Below are 20934 nucleotides of genomic sequence, written 5' to 3' on the forward strand. Positions count from 1 at the left end.
TGGGTAGGTAGTATTATATGGAATATATAGTTGTATTTTTTATAATTTTCATTATTCTTCTAGAATTTTTTTCTATATATATTGTAAAAAAGTTTAGTTATCCTAAAGTAAGAAACATAAAAAATTTACCCACAGATTATGGTATGAGCATATATGAAGAAGTTGTGTTTAAAAGCTATGGGGATGATTTAAAACTTACTGGCTATTTAATTAAGAAGGTTAATAGTAAAAAAAGTATTATAATTTGTCATGGATACGGAGATAATAAATTTATTGTAGGTGGGAAAGGATGTAAACAAAAGGTAGATAATTTAAAATTAGCAAAATTATTTTTACAACAAGATTACAATGTTTTATTATTTGATTTTAGAGGACATGGTGATAGTTATAAAAATGCTGCTGTAACAATAGGATATAATGAGCAAAGAGATCTTTTGGGGGCAATAGAGTTCATACAATCTTTGAAACTAAATGAAAAGATTGGGATTATAGGATTTTCTATGGGAGCTGGCACAGCATTAAGTATATTAGATAAAGTGGGGAACATTGACTTTGTTATTGCAGACTCGCCTTTTAGTGATTTGAAAGATTATTTAATGAATAACATTAAAATTTGGACTGGATTACCTAAAATCCCTTTTGCGCCATTAATAGTTTTAAATTTTAAATTATTATATAAAGTTAAGTTTTATAAAGTTAGTCCCATAAGTAGTGTGAGAACATCAAAAGTACCTATTTTATTAATCCATGGCAAAAAGGACATTACCATACCATATAAGGAAAGTGTAAAATTAAAGAGAAATTGTAAATCAAGTAAGAGCAAGTTGGTATTATTTCAAAATTCAGCTCATATAGGTTCATTTTATTTGTATCATATAGAGTATGAAAAGGTTATAAAGGATTTTTTGAAAGAAATATAGGACAATTATAAAGGGATTATAGAATATATGTGAAAAATTAATTGAAAAATAATGAATTATGTAATATAATGAAAAATAATTATATTTAGCGGATATAAGATTAAAATAAAAAAGCTTTACTATATAGTAAAGCTATTTTTTATTAAAGGGGGGTTAGTTAATGGAAGAATTAAGTAATATCATAAGTAAAATAGACAATTTTTTATGGAACTGGCCGTTGCTTATTTTATTATTGGGTACACATATATTTTTAACCATTAGGTTAAAATTTATTCAAAGATATATAGGAAAAGCTATAAAACTTTCAGTAACTAAAGATGAGGATGCTAAAGGTGATGTAAGTCAATTTAGTGCATTGACTACGGCATTAGCGGGAACTATTGGTACAGGAAATATAGTTGGAGTTGCTACTGCTATATCTTTGGGAGGTCCAGGAGCTGTGTTTTGGACTTGGCTTACAGGAGTTTTTGGTATTTCTACTAAGTATGCGGAAAGTTTATTAGCTACTAAATATAGAGTAAAAACTAAAGATGGAACTATGGCTGGAGGGCCAATGTACGTATTAGAAAATGGACTTAATAAGAAATGGTTAGGAGTTTTATTCGCCGCATTTACTAGCATAGCTGCTATCGGTACGGGCGGTATGGTGCAATCTAATGCAATATCAACTATGGTAAATGATACATTTAAAATTCCTACACAAGTAATAGGTATAATTATTGCTATTCTTACTGCTGTAGTTATTTTGGGAGGAATAAAGAGTATTTCAAAGGTTTGTCAAGTATTTGTACCATTTATGGCAGGCTTTTATATTATAGGATGTATTATAATTCTTGTAATAGGGTATAAACAAATTCCTAATTCCTTACATACTATAATTACATCGGCTTTTACAGGACAAGCAGCTGTAGGTGGATTTGCAGGTTCAAGTGTTATTATGGCTATGAGATATGGAGTTTCAAGAGGATTGTTTTCTAATGAATCCGGTTTAGGTAGTGCACCAATAGTATCAGCTGCTGCTCAAACTAGAAATCCTGTAAGACAAGCATTAGTAGCGTGCACAGGTACATTTTGGGATACAGTTGTAGTTTGTGCTATGACTGGATTAGTATTAACAAATACAGGTGTGTGGAATAAAGGACTTCAAGGAGGTCAATTGACTAAAGAAGCATTTTCATCCATACCTGTAATAGGGTCTACAGTTTTAACTATAGGACTTATGGCTTTTGCATTTTCAACTATATTAGGATGGTCTTATTATGGAGAAAAGTCTATTGAATATCTTTTTGGAAAGAAAGCAATTTTGCCTTACAAAATTGTATGGATAATAATGGTTTATATTGGTGCTATTTTTTCATTAGATTTTGTATGGAATTTTGCAGATTTAGCTAATGGTCTAATGGCTATACCTAATTTGATATCATTGATTGCTTTAAGTGGTGTTATAGTAAAAGAGACTAAAAAATACTTATGGGAAAATAATTTAGATCAGGTTGCTATAGAAGAAGATAAGGTGGCAAATTTATAATAAAAACGGCTGCATAATTTTAATAGGGTTATGCAGCCGTTGAATTAATTTTTAGTATGTTTTAAAAAGGGTAATATTATATTATAATATAGTTGTATGAATTTTAGCAAAAATAAAATATGTTTCTTTAATAAAAATATATTTTATATCTATTGTTAATAATATCTTAAAGGGTAGAATTATTTAATATAATTATATTAATATTTAGAAACAAAATGGAGGAGACGAATGTTCAAGGATAATAAAAAACCTGAGGATAATAATAAGTTTAACAAAAACAAATTTAAGTACATGATATATTATGCAATTGCTGTAATTCTTGTTGTATATTTAATAAATGATTATATTGTTAATACAGGAAGCAAACAAATAAAATACACTAACTTTATCAATATGGTGTCTCAAAAGCAAGTAAAAGAAGTAAAGTTTACAAAGGATAAAATAATTATTTATCCAAACAAGGATACTGAATATGGAGATAAAATACTTTATACAGGAAGGTTAGAAGAAGATAAGGAAGTATTAGATAGATTAAATAAATCTAATGTTGCTTATGATCAGGTTATACCAAAACAGGATGGACCTATTAGAAGTTTTATTTTTAATGGATTATTACCATTTTTATTGCTTATGATGATAGGGAGATTTTTCTTTGGGAGAATAGATAAAAAACTTGGTAGTGGAGTTATGTCTTTTGGGAAAAATACCGCTAAAATTTATGCGGAAAACGAGACCGGTGTTACTTTTAAAGATGTAGCAGGGCAGGAAGAAGCGAAGGAGTCCTTAGTTGAGATAGTGGATTTTCTTCATAATCCTCAAAAGTATTCACAAATTGGTGCAAAATTACCTAAAGGAGCGTTATTAGTAGGTCCTCCAGGTACAGGAAAAACTTTACTTGCTAAAGCTGTTGCTGGAGAAGCAAAGGTCCCATTTTTCTCCTTATCTGGTTCTAGTTTTGTAGAGATGTTTGTAGGTATGGGTGCCGCAAGAGTTAGGGACTTATTTAAACAAGCTCAGGAAAAAGCTCCATGTATAATATTTATAGACGAGATTGATGCTATAGGAAAGAGTAGGGAAGGAAATATATCAGGTAATGATGAAAGGGAACAGACTCTCAACCAATTGTTAGCAGAAATGGATGGGTTTGATTCTTCTAAAGGAGTTGTTATACTAGCAGCTACTAATCGACCAGAAATTTTGGATAAAGCATTACTTAGACCAGGTAGATTTGACAGAAGGGTTATAGTAGATAGACCAGATTTAAAAGGAAGAGAAGAAATACTTAAAGTTCATTCAAAGGGAGTTAAAATTTCAGATACTGTAGATTTAAATTCTATAGCTAAATCAACACCTGGTGCAGTAGGTGCAGATCTTGCAAACATAATTAATGAGGGTGCATTAAGAGCAGTCAAAAATAATAGAGAGGAAGTTATTCAAGAAGATTTGGAAGAGGCAGTGGAAATAATAATAGCAGGAAAAGAGAAAAAGGATAGAATACTATCAGGTAAGGAAAAGAGGGCTGTTGCCTTTCATGAAGTAGGTCACGCATTAGTAGCAGCACTTTTAACTCATACAGATCCAGTACATAAAATAACTATAGTACCAAGAACTATGGGTGCACTAGGATATACTATGCAACTTCCAACAGAGGAAAAATATTTAACTACTAAAGAGGAAATGTTTGATCAAATTTGTGTTATGCTTGGAGGAAGAGCGGCAGAAGAGGTAGAATTTAAAAGTATATCAACTGGAGCTTCAAATGATATAGAAAAAGCAACTGAGACTGCTAGAAGCATGGTAACTATATATGGAATGACAGATAGATTTGATATGATGGGTCTAGAATCAATGTCAAATAGGTATCTTGATGGAAGGCGTGCTACAAATTGTAGTGAACAAACAGTAGCTGAAATAGATGAGGAAACTTTAAAGATAATAAAGGCTGCTCATAAAAAATCCATACAGGTTTTGGAAGAAAATAAAGATTTATTAACTAAGATAGCAGTAAGATTATTAGAGAAAGAAACTATTATGGGGGAAGAATTTATGTCCCTTGTAAAAGGTGAGGAAAATGATTCAATGGAGTCTATAGAGGAATTTGACACAAATAAATAATTTAGGCTGGTGAAAAAGTATGTATAATTCTGAATTAGAAAAAGATATACAGAGGGAAATTCAGGTAAATTTAGAGAAAGAAAAATTAGATAGTACCATATCTATTATAAATAAAGAAATAACTAGTTATTTAGAAAAGAGAAGACAAATATCTGATTATATAATGGATTATAGAAAAAAAGTCTTAGATGAGTATGAGGATGATGAAGATAAGGTAACAGAATATTTTGATCACGAAAGATTTGTTATAGAAGAGCAGTTTAGACACATTGATAAAAAATTAAAGGAACTTACTATATTATCTACATCACCTTATTTCGGTAAGGTAGATTTTACCGAAGAGGATATGAATGAATTATATAGTATTTATATTGGAAGATTTGGTATTACTCTAGATGATACATATGAGCCATTAGTAATAGATTGGAGGGCCCCTGTTGCATCTTTATTTTACACTGGGAAGTTAGGAGATAATAGTTATAAGTCTCCAGTTGGAGAGATAAAAACTGATATATTAAATAAAAGACAATTTATAATCAAAAAAAGTAAACTTTTGGGAATGTTTGACTCTGCTATAGATGTTAAGGATGAAATACTACAAATGGTTTTAAGTAGCAATTCTTCTGATAAATTAAAGGATATAGTAATGACAATTCAGAGTGAACAGGATAATTTGATAAGGCAATCTAGAAATAAAACTATAGTAGTTGATGGAGTTGCAGGTAGTGGAAAGACTACTATTGCATTACATAGAATAGCTTATTTATTATATAACTATAGAAAAGTATTAGGGGATAAAGTACTTATTTTAGGTCCTAATAATATATTCATTGAGTATATTTCATCAGTGCTACCAAGTTTAGGTGAAGTGGGTGTAAAACAATCAACTTTTAGAGAATTTGCTTTGGATTTAATAGATTTAGATTGTATTATGAATTTTAAAGAATATATGGAAAGCATTATTAATGGAGAGGAAGATTTTATAGAAAATGTATTAAAAAAGACCTCTATAGAGTTTATTGGGGAATTAGATAACCTTATAAGAAATTTAGAGTATAGCTATTTTAATATAAGAGATGTAAAGTTTTTAGATGAAACAATAGTAGAATCTAAAGAGATAGATAAGATGTTTGGTGAATATTTTAAACAGATGCCTTTATTTAGAAGAAGCAAAAAAATAAAAAGAATATTATACTCTAAAATAAAGGATTATAGGGATAAAATAGTAAGAAGAATACAAAAAGAGTATAGGGATAAATTAGATAGACTCTCTAAAGAAGAAGTGAATTTATATGGAAATGATTTAGAGTTTAAAAGGAAGTTGGAAATAAGAAGTGTTATTAAAGAAATAATGAAGACTAAGCAAAAATTAACATGGATCGACAATCCAGATATTTTAGAAATATATAATAAATTTAATAATAACAATACCTTAATATATGATGACTTAGCGCCAATATTATATTTGAAAATAAAATTAGAAGGAATAACTAGTAAAGATGAGATAAAACATATTGTAATAGATGAGGCTCAGGATTATAGTATGCTTCAGTTTATGGTTATAAAAGAAATAACTAAGTGTCAACACTATACTATTGTTGGAGACAGCAATCAAAGGATTATCCCTACAAAAGAAAACATATCGATGGAAGAATTAAATACCTATATAGAGTTTAAGGATATAGAATATTTTAAGCTTCTTAAGAGTTATAGATCTACACAAGAAATTATGAATTATGCCAATAGGTATATTAATAGCAATGATATAGTACCATTAGTTAGAAGCGGTAAAGAGGTAGTTCAGGAGAATATAAGCTCTAAAAAGGAGTTAGAAGATAGGTTAGTTTGTATACTTAAGGATTTAAAAAACAAAGAATACGAAAATATTGCTGTAATATGTAAAGATGCAAAACAAACTAATTATATAGGGAAAATTTTAAAGAAAAGTATGTATATAAAAATAATTGATAAAGAAGAAAATTTGTATACATCAGGTGAATTAGTAATCCCATCATATCTTGCTAAAGGATTAGAATTTGATGCTGTAATAGTATTAGATGAGGGGTATAATAGGGTAAATTATGAAAAAATGATGTATGTTATGTCAACAAGAGCATTACATGAATTATACGTATTAAAAACAAAATAAAAATTGTCTCAAAGTATAATATACTTTGAGACAATTTTTATTTTCCATCACTTTTTTTCACAGGATAGAAGATTTGATATAAGGTTTTCTGAAAGCATATCCACCTTTTGGAAATCTATATTTGAGACATAATATTTTTCAAGTTCATCATGAAGTTTTTTACAATTATTAAGGTGTTTTATAGCTTCATCTACTAAACTATTAAAAGTTTCTGTATTTTTTTCTATAGAATCTTTTTTGGTAGCAAGATACCTTTTATCCATTATATTACTCATATAAACTTGAGTTCCATGGAAGGTACGATTATTTATTTCATTTGATGTTAAAACTGCAGTATCTAAATCCGGAATAATTATATGCTCTAATCTATCAGGAATAAACGGATCATGATATATTTGCACGTCATAGCCGCTATTTATAGCCTCATTTTTTATTGTGTTTAAAATATTAGTCTTGCCAGTACCAGCACCACCATTTAAGGTATATATATTTTTACATTTAACATATAATGTATCTATATAAGAAATTATACCATTTGGGGTAAAAGCAGTAGCAAAAAGATGTCTTTCATTTCCAGAACCTATTCGTGGATTCTTAAATATACTTTTGATGAGAGATTGTTTTATTGTATTTAATTTAATTATATCTAGTGAATTATGATTATAGTAAGACAAATTCTCGTGTAATGATTTAGCACTTGCTAAGTAAGAGTAAGCTTCTTTAAATGAATCACTAATATCAGAGGAAATCTTAATTATTTCTTCTTTATAATTAGATAAATTTTTTTCATCTAAACATTCTCCTAAATTTAAAATGCCATCCATTGCTCCTGGGACTTTAGGATCATTTATATGAGGTGCAGTTCCATCAATTAGAGCAAAATTTAATCCTTTAATTACCACTCCATCTAAGGATTCATTATCAGATGAACAATGAAAAAATTCGATTTCATAGCCCTTATCATTAAATATAGATCCTATTTTTTTCATAAGAGATGATTTTCCTGTTCCAGGACCACCTTTTATATAAATAACTTTTTTAGCATTTTCGTTAGGTAATATATATTGAAAAAATGAATAAAATCCTTGCGAAGTATTGCTACCTGGAAAGATATGATATATGTTTTTACTCATAAAAATTCACACTCCATAATAATATAAAATCAATATATAATATGCTAGAGTGTGATGAATGTGTTAATTATATTTAAGTAAAATCTCTATCGATAGTTATTATAGCATTATATTTAGGATGAATTTTTTTAATTTCATTATCTAAGTCTCTTTTGATTTTATCCTCAAATTCATTTGTAAGGTTTTGGCTATAATCTATAACAATATCAAATATCAGATTTTTAGATTCTCCTTGACCTACAATTCTAAAATCATGAATTGATTTTATCATAGGATAGGGTTCAATTAATTTTTCTAGTTCATTTCTTGCAAAGGTAACTTCTTTATTATTTGTATTAATAGGGTCCATATGTATTACCAAAATTATATTTAAATCATCAGAAAGTTGTCTTTCTGCCATATCTATTATTTCATGTATTTTTACTATAGATATTGTATCTGGAACTTCTGCGTGTACGGTAGCCATACATTTACTTGGTCCATAATTATGAATTATTAAGTCATGAACACCAGTTATATGTTTATAACTTAATATCCCGTTAATGATTTTATTTACTAACTGTGGATCAGGAGATTCACCTAAAAGTGGATTTAAAGTATCTTTTATTAAAGAATATCCTGAGTATATTATAAACAAAGAAATTAAAATACCAATATAACCATCAATGGGTATAGAAGTCCATTTGGATATTATAAATGACAATGCAACACAACTAGAAGTTATTACATCACTTAATGCATCAAAGGATGAAGCCTGTAATGCAGAAGAGTTTATTGTTTTACCTATATATTTGTTGAATCTACTTAACCACACCTTTATAAGTATGGATAATAGAATTAGAATAAATGGAAGAAGTTGAAACTTAACGTTTACTGGGTTTGTTATTCTCGAATAAGAAGATTTAATAAATTCAAATCCTACTAGTATAACCATAAAAGAAACAAATAAGCCAGATATATATTCTATTCGTCCATGTCCAAAAGGATGTTCTTCATCTGGAGGCTTAGATGCTAATTTAAATCCTAACATAGTAATCAAGGATGAAGTTGCATCAGAAAGATTATTGAATGCATCAGCAGTTACTGAAATACTATGAGATATTATTCCAATAAACAATTTAACAGCAAAAAGAAGAGAATTTGATATTATTCCTATAATACTTGCTAAAAAACCATAAGCATTTCTAACACTTGATTTATCTGTATCCTGATAATTCTTAATAAATTTTTTGACTAAGAATTTAGATAACATATTATACACCTCTTATTTTAATATAAATACAGTTAACCATTATATCATATTATTGTTAATACTAAAATAAATATATTTTATTTTCTGAAATATACTTATATTGCTTAATTTGAAACCGAATTATAAGTATGTTATTCTAATAATAAAGAAAATTTAGGAAGTAGGAGGAATATGTTTATGGAAGAAAAACTTAAATTATCTGAAGAATTAATAGATTTTATTTATGAAAGTCCAACAGCATTTCATGCTGTGAAAAGTATAGAGAATATATTAAAGAAATATAATTTTATAGAGTTAAAAGAAAGTGATAAATGGGCATTAAGTAAAAATGCAAGGTATTATGTAAAGAAGAATAATTCAGCTATAACTGCATTTATAACTGGCAACTGTAGTGTGGTTGAAAATGGATTTAAAATTATAGGGGCACACACGGATTCCCCTACTTTTAGAATAAAACCTTCATCAGAGATGATTTGTGAGGATAGATATATAAAGTTAAATACGGAGGTATATGGAGGTCCAATATTAAGTACCTGGATGGATAGGCCGTTATCAATTGCTGGTAGAGTTATACTTAAAAGCGAAGATATAATGAAACCTAAAGAAGAATTTATTAATATAAATAAACCTATCTTAATTATTCCTAATCTAGCTATACATATGAATAGAGATGTAAATAAAGGATTAGAACTAAATCCACAGAAACATACACTTCCTTTAATGGGGATTATTAATGAGACCATGGAAAAGGATGATTATTTATTAAATATATTATCTGAGGAATTGAATGTAAACAAATATGATATAGTAGATTTTGATTTATTCCTATATGAATATGAAAAAGGATGCATAATAGGATTGAATAAGGAATTTATATCTAGTCCAAGGTTAGATGATTTGGCTATGGTACATGCAGCACTTAATGCATTACTTCAGTCAGAAGAAAGCAATTCTACTAAAGTTTTAGCATGTTTTGATAATGAAGAGGTTGGAAGTTCTACTAAGCAGGGAGCTGATTCTATTATGCTTTCAAGCATTTTAGAGAGAATAGTTGAAAATGAACAAGTTGGTAAAGAGGCATATTATAGGGCATTAGCTAAATCATTTTTAATATCATCAGATTTAGCTCATGCAGTACATCCTAATTGGCCTGAAAAATCAGATCCTGTAAATAGGCCTATGTTAAATGGGGGACCAGTTGTAAAAATAAGTGCAAAGCAAAGTTATACATCGGATGGTTTTTCTACGGCAGTATATGAACAGATATGTAACAAGGCTAAAGTTCCAATACAAAAATTTGTTAATCGCTCTGATGAAAGAGGCGGATCTACCATTGGTCCAATTTCTTCAACTCATATAAACATACCATCTGTAGATATGGGGACTCCAATACTTGCTATGCATTCTATCAGAGAGCTTGGTGGAGTAGATGATCATCTATATGTTACAAAGTCTTTTAGACAATTTTATGGGATATAAATTTAAATGTTGAAATTTAAAGAATATTATGTTAAACTAATTTAAAACTTAATAGGACTTATTTTACCTTTAGTAGAGGTGCTATAATTAAGAGTATTTATCTAGAGTTGCCAAACTGGGAAGGATAGAGAAAGGAATTATAGCCGAAGGAAATAACCAGGCAGGTTATTTATCTGGCTTTGCATAGAATATATGTAAGGTTGTCACTAATATGTGGAGAGCTACTAAGGTCACAATAGATGTTTAAATACAGCTATAGGTGTACCTTTGCTGTATTTTTTTTATTTAAAATAAAGGGGGAATTCATTTTGAAATTATTTGGAACAATGGAGATATTAAATAATACTTTGCATATAGGAGGGAACAATACAGTAGATTTAGCTAAAAAGTATGGCACACCTTTATATGTTATGGATGAGGAACTAATAAGAAAAAATTGTAAAGATTATTATAAGAATTTTAAAGTAGAGGAAATGAATAATAAAGTAGCATATGCAGGAAAGGCTTTTTTAACACTTGCAATGTGTCAGATAATTAATGAAGAAGGGTTATATTTAGATGTAGTTTCTGGAGGAGAATTATATACTGCGTTTAAAGCAAATTTCCCTATGGAAAGAGTATATTTTCATGGGAACAATAAGACTTTAGAGGAAATAGAGATGGGAATACAATTAGGTGTGGAAAGATTTGTAGTCGATAACTTTTATGAAATCAATACAATAAATGAAATAGCTAAAAGGTTAAATAAAGTTCAAAAAATACTTTTAAGAATTACTCCTGGAATAGAGGCGCATACTCATGAATATATAAAAACTGGACAGATTGATTCAAAATTTGGATTTACGCTTTTAAATAATCAAACTTTGAATGCAGTAGAAAGAGCAATTAAATTATCTAATATTGATTTAATAGGGCTTCATTGTCATATAGGTTCTCAAATTTTTGAAATAACTCCTTATGAAGATGAGGTAGATATAATGATGAACCTTATAAAAAATATAAAGAAAAAGTTAAACTATGATATATTAGAGTTAGATTTAGGAGGTGGATTTGGTATATATTATACAGAAGGTGATACTCCTAAAACTACTGAGAACTACTGTGAATCCATATTAAATAAAGCCATAAGTAAGGCTAAAGAATTGAATATAGATTTACCAAGCTTAGTTATTGAACCAGGAAGATCTATAGTTGGAAATGCAGGAACAACTTTATACACAATAGGAGCTATAAAAGAAATACCAAAGGTAAGAAAGTATGTTGCTGTAGATGGTGGAATGACTGATAATATTAGACCTGCATTATATAGTGCGGAATATGAGTGTATGATTGCAGATAAAATAGATAGTAGTACAAAAGAAGTTGTAACTATATCTGGCAAGTGTTGTGAATCAGGGGATATATTATTAAACCATGTTACTTTAGCAAAGTGTAAAAGTGGAGATGTTTTATCCGTGTTATCAACTGGTGCATATGGATATTCTATGTCTAGCAATTATAATAAGATACCTACTGCAGCAGTAGTTATGGTTAGTAATGGGGAGGATAAACTTATATGTAGAAGGCAAAGTTATCACGAGCTAATTTCAAATGAACTATTTTTATAAAAGTATTATGGAGAAACTTTTAAATGTTTCTCCATAATATTTTTTTGATTTATTGGAAATAATAAGCTAAGCAATTGATTTAAATAGCATAGAAGGGGTGTATTATTATGTACTATTATGGAATTGCTTCTGTTTTGTTCATAATTTCTTTGATTATAGTATTTTATTTTATTTGGGATAACAAATATTTAGATAATGAAGATATAGAATTTGATTGGATAGATGTTAAAGAGTTTCATAGTGATGAGGTGGAAGAAAGTCCATACAATTCCTATAGAAACAGCATAAAATCTAAAATTAAACTTCTGAAAAGTTTGGATAGAAGTTACAAAATTATAATAAATGGTCATGATTATATTAATAAGGAATCAAAGGCCCAAAAAGAAATATTACCCGCTGCAGAATGGCTTTTAGATAATTTATATATAATTCAAAGAGAGTATAAAGAAATAAAAGTAAGCATGCCTAAAAATTACTATAATAACCTTCCAATAATTCAAAGTGGGGCTATGAAGGGTTATCCTAGGATATACTATATTGCTAAAAGATTAGTATATAGTACAGATGGAAAAATAAATAAAGAAAATATAAATGTATTTATAGAAGAATATCAGAAAAATGTGATATTGTCCAGTGGAGAACTATGGGCGCTTCCTATTATGATTAAAATAGCTTTAATACAAAATATAGGTAAGATTACATCTAAAATTTTGTATGCTCAAAAGGAAAAAAATAAAGGGGAAGACTTAGCAGATAAATTGATAAAATCTATGGATAATGAAAAAGAATTAGATGATATTTATGCTAATAAATATAGTTTTAATATTTATTTTACTGAAAAATTATTAAGAGTTTTAAGAGAAAATGGAGTAGATAACCCTAGGATTTATAAGTGGATAGATGAAAATCTGTCTAAGGAGGAAACTGATTCGGAAAGAATAATTATTTTAGAACATAAAAAACAAGCTTTTTTTAGATTAATTATAGGTAATAGTATTACAGGAATAAGGGAGATATCTTTATTAAATTGGAAGGAATGTTTCGAAAGTTTGAGTCATTTGGAAAAGATTTTAATAAATGATCCTGCAAAAGTATATGAAAATATGGATTTTCAATCTAGGGATTATTATAGACATATGGTAGAAAAAATAGCTAGACATATGAAATTAGGAGAAACTTTTGTAGCAAAAAAAATTATTGAATGTGCTAAAGAAAATATAGAAAGTCAAGATAAAGCCTATCTTTCACACGTGGGGTATTATTTATTAGACCAGGGTATAGAGTGTTTAAAAAGAAAAATAGGGTTTAAGGATAAGTCATTTTTAAAATTAAGATATAAAAATATAAAAAAGAGAATTAATTATTATATAAATTTTGTATTATTTTTAACAATTATAATATCGTTGGGTATTGTAGTGGTAATTTTATCTAAAAATAATAATGTTAATATTGGGGAATACATTTTGGCCTATTTAGCTGTAATTATACCTGTAAGTCAGATAGTAGTTTCAATAATTAACTGGAGTATAAACCATTTAGTAAGACCAACTTTTATACCTAAGTTGGAATTTAAAGGTGATATACCAGAGAAATTTAGTACAATGGTTGTAATACCTACACTATTAGATAGTGAAAAAAGGGTAGAGGAATTAGTTAAAGACTTAGAGGTATATTATCTTGCTAATAGGAGTAAGAATATTTTTTATGCTATATTAGGAGATTTTAAAGATAGTAAACATGAAAAAGAGGAAAATGATGAAAAAATTTTAAGTTGTGCTTTAAAAAATATAAAAAAATTAAATGAAAAATATGCTAAAGAACAGGAGATTTTTTATTTTTTTAATAGATATAGACAATTTAATGATAAAGAGAACTTATGGATTGGCTGGGAAAGAAAAAGAGGAAAGCTTGTGGAGTTTAATAAACTTATAAGGGGGGAAAAGAACACAAGTTATAATACAATAAGTTCTGATATAAATAATCTATCTAAGGTTAAATATATAATAACTTTAGATGCTGATACAAAACTTCCTAGAGAATCAGCAAAGAAACTTATCGGGGCTATGGCACATGTATTGAATGAACCATATATAGATAAAAACAGTAAAAAAATCTTTAGAGGACATGGGTTAATGCAACCAAGGATAAGCGTAAGTATTGAGAATGCTACAAAGACTATGTTTTCTAAGGTATTCTCTGGAGAAACAGGTATTGACTTGTATACTACGGCTATATCTGATGTATATCAGGATTTATTTGATGAGGGAATTTTTACTGGAAAGGGTATATATGATATAGATGCATTTAATTATATGTTAAAAAATGAAATTCCTGAGAATACTGTGCTTAGTCATGACTTATTAGAGGGATCGTATTTAAGGACAGCACTAATTACAGATGTAGAATTAATAGATGGGTATCCTGCATACTATAATTCTAGTGCTAAAAGACTTCATAGATGGGTTAGAGGAGATTGGCAGTTAATATTGTGGTTATTTAAAAAATCTCCTTTAAATAAATTATCTAAATGGAAAATATTTGATAATTTAAGGAGGAGCTTATTAGCACCATCTATAATTATACTAATTATTTTAGCATTAAGTCTACTAAATGGCAGTGAAAAATGGATTATGGTGGCTATTATATCTTTATTAGCACCTATTTTGTTTAATGTATCAGATGTGGTAGTAGCCCCTATAAAAGGGATAAATCTATCTGGTAAGATAAAAAGCTGGAATGTGGCTATTGAACAGTTCTTTCTTATATTTTGCTTTTTGCCTTATCAATGCTATTTAATGTTAGATGCAGTAATAAGAACATTGTATAGAGTATTCATTAGTAAAAAACATCTATTGGAATGGCAGACTGCTGCAGATGTAGAGGCTACATCAGGTAGGAAAATAAAAGATTATATAAGTTCAATGTGGATGGGCAGTTTAATAAGCATTATTATTGTAGTATTAGCATTTAATGCATCATTAAATATAGGTATGATAATGCTTCCATCATGTGTTATATGGTTTATAAGTCCATACATAGCTTATTTTATAAGTAAAGATAAGTTAAAAGAAAGTGAGTATTTTACACAAGAACAGATTAATTTGTTAAGAAGAATAAGTAGAAAAACCTGGGCTTATTTTGAAGACTTTATAAATGAAGAAAATAATTATTTAGCTCCTGATAATTTTCAGCAAGACCCTTATAAAGGCATTGCACATAGAACATCACCAACTAATATGGGTATGGGATTAACCTCTAATTTAGCAGCATTCGACCTAGGATATATTGATATTATAGAGTGTATTAACAGAATTGATAATATAGTTAAGAGCATGAATAAATTAGAAATATATAAGGGCCATTTTTATAATTGGTATGATACTAAAACAAAAGAACCTCTTTATCCAAGATATATATCTACAGTAGATAGTGGAAATTTAGTAGGTTATCTATGGGTAGTCATAGAAGCTTTAAATGAATTTATTAACTCACCAATAATAAATAATGGATTTAATAAAGGATTATTGGATCTGATTTATTTATGTGATATGGAATTAGTATATAATGGGATGAATAATTTTTATGATGAGATAATATATGAATTAGAAAAATGGGATTCAAACATAAATAAGCTAAAGGATATACTTCAAAATATACAGAAAAAAGTTAAGGAATTAGATAAAATTAAAGAAAAAGATAAATTATACTGGAATGTAAAACTTAAAAATGAAACAGATAAATATTTAGAAAATATATTTAAATTATTCCCATGGGTAAACTTATTAACAAATAAAGAGTTTGTAAATAAATTAAATTTTAATGTGGATAATGTAAGTAGAGTAGATATATTAGAGGATTTAGAAAAGGTTACAGGAACTTATACATTGCACGATGTTATAGAGAAATTGGGAGAGGTAAGTGAAAAATTATCAGAGATTAATAAAAATGAATATATGAATAAATTGTATGAGGATATTATTGATGGAAGAGCTGAAGTATATTCATTATATGCAAAAATAATAGGTTTAAAAAACAAACTACAATCTATATGTAATAATACTGATTTTAGTATATTATTTAGTAAATCTAAGGGATTATTTTCTATAGGTTACGATGTAGATAGAGAGAAGATGGATAATTGTTATTATGATTTGCTTGCATCTGAAGCAAGGCAGGCAAGTTTTATTGCTATAGCAAAAGGAGAAGTTGATCAAAGTCATTGGTTTAGACTAGGGAGGGCTTTAACAAAGGTAAACAAAAGAAAAGGTTTGGTTTCTTGGAGTGGAACTATGTTTGAATATCTCATGCCATTATTAATAATGAAGAGATACTCTAATACACTACTAGATGAAACATATGAGTTTTTAGTAGAAGGACAAAAGTATTATTCCGGTATTAAAAAAATACCTTGGGGGATTTCAGAATCAGCTTTTTATAACTTTGATGTTAATTTAAATTATCAGTATAAAGCATTTGGGATTCCAAAGATAGGATTAAAGAGAGGACTTGGAAATGAATTAGTAGTATCCCCATATTCTACTGTAATGGCTTTACAGGTTAATAAGAAGGATGCTTACGATAATATTAAAAATTTAATTGAGTTTGGTCTTGAGGGTAGATACGGCTTATTTGAAGCGATAGATTTTACTAAGGAAAGACTTCCCAAAGGAAAAGATTTTGCACTGATAAAATGCTTTATGGTTCATCATCAGGGTATGAGTTTAATGGCTTTAGATAATGTATTAAATAATAATATATTTCAAGACAGATTTCATAATGTACCACAAGTAAAGGCTACAGAACTATTATTGCAGGAGAAAGTCTCTACTTCGGTTGTATATGATAGAGAAGAAAATTATAATTACAAAGTGGTAATGAGTGATAAGGATGTAAGTATATTAAGAAGATATAATAATCCTCTTTCTACTTATCCTGATACTCATATATTATCTAATGGTAGCTATTCTGTAATGGTAACTAGTACTGGGAGTGGGTATAGTAAAAATGACAATATTATGCTTTATAGATGGCGTGAAGATATAACAAATGATAACACAGGAATGTTTTTTTATATAAAGAATTTAAATTCTAATGAGTATTGGAGTAATACTTATGAACCATGCAAATATAAGGGAGAATATTACGAAGCAATATTTTCATTAGATAAGGCAGAATTTAAAAGAAAAGACGGGAATATAGACACCACTACAGAAATAACTGTATCCCAAGAGGATAATGCAGAAGTAAGGAAATTAACTATAAGTAATAAAAGTAATAGTAGTAGGATTATAGAAATAACAAGTTATTGTGAAATCACATTATCACATTACAGGGCGGATTTAGTTCATCCTGCTTTTGGAAACTTATTTGTAAATACTGAATTTTTAGAGGACCCATTATGTGTTTTAGCTAATAGAAGAAAAAGAGGAGAAGATGAAAAAGAATATTGGGTTATGCAAACAGTAATATCAGATAGAGACATAGTGGGCAACATACAGTATGAAACAGATAGATCTAAGTTTATAGGAAGAGGTAATGATATATATAAACCCAAAATTATGGAAAACAATGAACCCTTATCCAATACCATTGGAGCTGTTTTAGATCCTATTATTAGTTTAAGAGTAAGGATAAAACTACCACCTAAATCTAGTACTAAAGTAGCTTATGTAATGGGGATGGCTGATTCAAAAGAAGAAGTTATAAAATTAAGCGAAAAATATAGAGAGTGGGGAAATATAAACAGAACATTTGAACTAGGACTAACTCAAAGCATTTTAGAAACAAGATACTTAGGTATTAAGTCTTCAATGGCTAATTTATACCAGAAGATGGCAAGTAATATAATTTTTTTAAATAGCTCTATGAGAAAAAGAGAAATGTATATTCAATCTATCAAAAAGGGTCAGTCTGCTTTATGGTCCTATGGAATATCTGGTGATTTGCCAATAGTACTTTTATTTATTAGGAAGGAACAAAATATAGATATAATCACACAAATGTTAAAAGCACATGAATATTGGAGACTAAAAGGTTTAAAGGTCGATCTTGTGATTTTTAATTTGCAAGAAAGCTCATATGTACAAAATTTACAAGACATGGTCAGAGATATTGTTAGTTCAAGTCATGCAAGGGATAAACAAAATTTATCTGGAGGAGTATATTTGTATAACAAATCTACAATGACTAAGGAAGATATAGATTTTATAATTGCCATAGCAAGAGTAGTTATTGATTCGGATAAAGGGCCATTAAAAAACCAAATTGAAAATGAAGAATCAAATGTTTTTCAGGACAATTTACTACAAACTAATGTTATAAATTATGATGATTATTCTAGTGAATTGGAAAAACCGAAGTTGAAATATTTCAATGATATAGGTGGATTTGATATGGAAAGCAGTAACTATGTTATTGTTTTGGATAAAGGCAAGAATACTCCGGCACCTTGGATAAATGTAATATCTAATAAAAAATTTGGCTTCCATATATCTGAAAGTGGTGTAGCATATACTTGGTATAAAAATAGTAGGGAAAATAAAATTACCACTTGGTCTAATGACCCTGTAAAAGATGGTGAGTCTGAAGCATTATATATAAGAGATGAGGAAAGTGGAAATATATGGAGCTTAACTCCTAAACCTATTAGAGATAATAATAGATATATAATAGAACATGGATTTGGTTATTCAAGTTTTAAACACAATATCCATGGGGTAAATGGAGTATACACAACTTTTGCATCTAAAGATAATAGTGTTAAGTTCGGATTAGTAAAACTTAAAAATAATACCAATATAGATAGAAGTTTATCTATAACTTATTATGCTCAGTTAGTTTTAGGAGTAACGCCTCAGCAAACTGCACAGTATATAACTACTTATTTTAATGATAATAAAAAATATTTATATGCTAAAAATCCATATAATAATAGTTTTGGAGAATATATAACCTTCTTAAGTATAAATGGAGTAGAAAATATATGTTATACAGGGGATAGAAAAGAGTTCATAGGAAAAGGTGGAAATATAGAACATCCCAATGCCCTAAAAAGAAAAACTTTTTCAAATACTACTGGCTCCGGATTAGATCCTTGTATGGCTATAAATGGTAAAATAAATCTAAAACCTAATGAAGAAAAGTATATAGCTATTCTTTTGGGGGAAGATGAAAACTTAGATGAAGTAAATAATTTGATAGATAAATATAATAATATAGATATAATAGTTGAGGAGTTAAAATTAATTAAGGAACATTGGAGTGAAATATTGTCAAATATACAAGTAAAAACACCAGACACTACAATGGATTTAATGATAAATGGTTGGCTAATGTATCAGGTTATATCCTGTAGATTTTGGGCAAGGACTGCTTTTTATCAATCTGGAGGAGCTTATGGATTTAGAGATCAGTTGCAAGATTCCATAGCAATTTCGTATATTTATCCTGAGTACACAAGAGAACATATACTATATAGTGCATCAAGACAGTTTAATGAGGGAGATGTTCAACATTGGTGGCATCCTATAGTTGACAGTGGTATAAGAACTAGATTTTCTGATGATCTATTATGGTTACCTTATGTAACAATAGCTTATATAGAAAATACAGGAGATTATACAATACTAGATGAAATAGCACCATACTTAGAGGATGAGCCATTAAAAGAAGGTGAAGATGAGAGATATAAAATTTCAGCTAAATCTAGTAAAGTGGGAACAATATATGAACATTGTATAAAGGCAATAGATAAGGCTTTAAAATTTGGTCAGCATAATATTCCACTAATGGGCTCAGGAGATTGGAATGATGGTATGAGTACAGTTGGTAATAAGGGGAAAGGAGAAAGTGTATGGCTAGGATGGTTTTTATATAGTATATTAGATAAATTTGTTCAATTATGCAATAAAAAGGATGATAATTTAAAAGGAAATGAGTATGAAAAATTAAAAGAATTTATAAAGGAAAGTTTAGAAGAGAATGCATGGGATGGAAACTGGTATAGAAGGGCTTATTTTGATGACGGTACTCCTTTAGGATCATCAGAAAATGATGAATGTCAAATAGATTCATTATCACAATCTTGGGCAGTAATATCCAAAGCAGCTAAAAATAGCAGGGCTAAGGAAGCTATGTTATCTGCAGAAAAATATTTGGTTAAATATGATAAAGGGTTAGTAATGCTATTAACTCCTGCTTTTAATAAATCTTCATTAGAACCTGGATACATAAAAGGTTATGTACCAGGAGTAAGAGAAAACGGCGGACAATATACACATGCGGCTATTTGGTATATATTAGCACTCACTAAAATAGGACTCAACGATAAGGCTTGGAAAATATTTAATATGATAAATCCTATAAATCATACAAGATCTTATTTAGATTGTGAAAGATACAAAGTAGAACCATATGTAATCACGGCGGATATATATGCTGTTGAACCTCATGTGGGAAGAGGAGGGTGGAGTTGGTATACTGGTGCAGCTGGTTGGATGTATACTACGGCAGTAAACGGAATACTAGGATTAAACTTAAAAGAGGAGAAAGGATTTACTATAGAGCCTAATTTGCCTAAAGACTGGAATGGATACTCAATGAAGTATAAGAGAGGAAAGTGTGTATATAATATTGAAGTAATTAAGGGAAATGAGGATAGTGTATATTTAGATGGGAAAAAGATAGAAGATAATACAATTCCATTTTTAAAAGAGGGTCTACATGAGGTAAAGATTGTAATAAAATAAAAAT

General features: G+C 28.7%; 9 protein-coding genes and 1 riboswitch. Of the genes, 7 read left to right on the plus strand and 2 right to left on the minus strand.

Annotated features, from left to right (window positions below; translation table 11 throughout):
* Positions 1-17: 17 nt before the first annotated feature.
* The 4 genes from EJL03_RS11020 (at position 18) to EJL03_RS11035 (ending at position 6712) form a co-directional block, all read left to right on the plus strand.
* Positions 18-920 (plus strand): alpha/beta hydrolase, encoded by a 903-nt coding sequence (locus EJL03_RS11020; protein ID WP_125154030.1) that lies wholly within the window; start codon positions 18-20, stop codon positions 918-920.
* 160 nt (positions 921-1080) lie between these two features.
* On the plus strand, positions 1081-2448 hold the full coding sequence (locus EJL03_RS11025; protein ID WP_125154031.1) for an alanine/glycine:cation symporter family protein: 1368 nt from the start codon (positions 1081-1083) through the stop codon (positions 2446-2448).
* 228 nt (positions 2449-2676) lie between these two features.
* Complete coding sequence (gene ftsH / locus EJL03_RS11030; protein ID WP_125154032.1) at positions 2677-4563, plus strand: ATP-dependent zinc metalloprotease FtsH; 1887 nt, start codon at positions 2677-2679, stop codon at positions 4561-4563.
* 19 nt (positions 4564-4582) lie between these two features.
* Complete coding sequence (locus EJL03_RS11035) at positions 4583-6712, plus strand: HelD family protein (RefSeq protein ID WP_125154033.1); 2130 nt, start codon at positions 4583-4585, stop codon at positions 6710-6712.
* Positions 6713-6759: 47 nt separating this feature from the next.
* Here the strand turns inward: EJL03_RS11035 and EJL03_RS11040 are convergent, their stop codons facing one another.
* Complete coding sequence (locus EJL03_RS11040) at positions 6760-7845, minus strand: PRK06851 family protein (protein ID WP_125154034.1); 1086 nt, start codon at positions 7843-7845, stop codon at positions 6760-6762.
* A gap of 73 nt (positions 7846-7918) precedes the next feature.
* Entirely contained in the window at positions 7919-9097 is a 1179-nt protein-coding gene (locus EJL03_RS11045) for a cation diffusion facilitator family transporter (protein WP_125154035.1), read from the minus strand.
* A 177-nt stretch (positions 9098-9274) separates the two neighbouring features.
* Between EJL03_RS11045 and EJL03_RS11050 the strand changes: the two genes are divergently transcribed.
* The 3 genes from EJL03_RS11050 to EJL03_RS11060 all read left to right on the plus strand — a co-directional run bounded on the left by EJL03_RS11050 (position 9275) and on the right by EJL03_RS11060 (position 20930).
* Positions 9275-10576 (plus strand): M18 family aminopeptidase, encoded by a 1302-nt coding sequence (locus EJL03_RS11050; RefSeq protein ID WP_125154036.1) that lies wholly within the window; start codon positions 9275-9277, stop codon positions 10574-10576.
* Positions 10577-10641: 65 nt separating this feature from the next.
* A riboswitch (Lysine riboswitch) is annotated at positions 10642-10808 on the plus strand.
* A 76-nt stretch (positions 10809-10884) separates the two neighbouring features.
* The gene (gene lysA / locus EJL03_RS11055) at positions 10885-12183 is read left to right on the plus strand and encodes a diaminopimelate decarboxylase (RefSeq protein ID WP_125154037.1); all 1299 of its coding nucleotides are present in this window, start codon (positions 10885-10887) and stop codon (positions 12181-12183) included.
* Between the two features lie 107 nt (positions 12184-12290).
* The gene (locus tag EJL03_RS11060; RefSeq protein WP_125154038.1) at positions 12291-20930 is read left to right on the plus strand and encodes a glycoside hydrolase family 94 protein; all 8640 of its coding nucleotides are present in this window, start codon (positions 12291-12293) and stop codon (positions 20928-20930) included.
* The last annotated feature ends 4 nt before the right edge of the window (positions 20931-20934 follow it).

The organism is Clostridium rectalis (assembly GCF_900626095.1).
Taxonomy (GTDB): Bacteria; Bacillota; Clostridia; order Clostridiales; family Clostridiaceae; genus Clostridium_AS; species Clostridium_AS rectalis.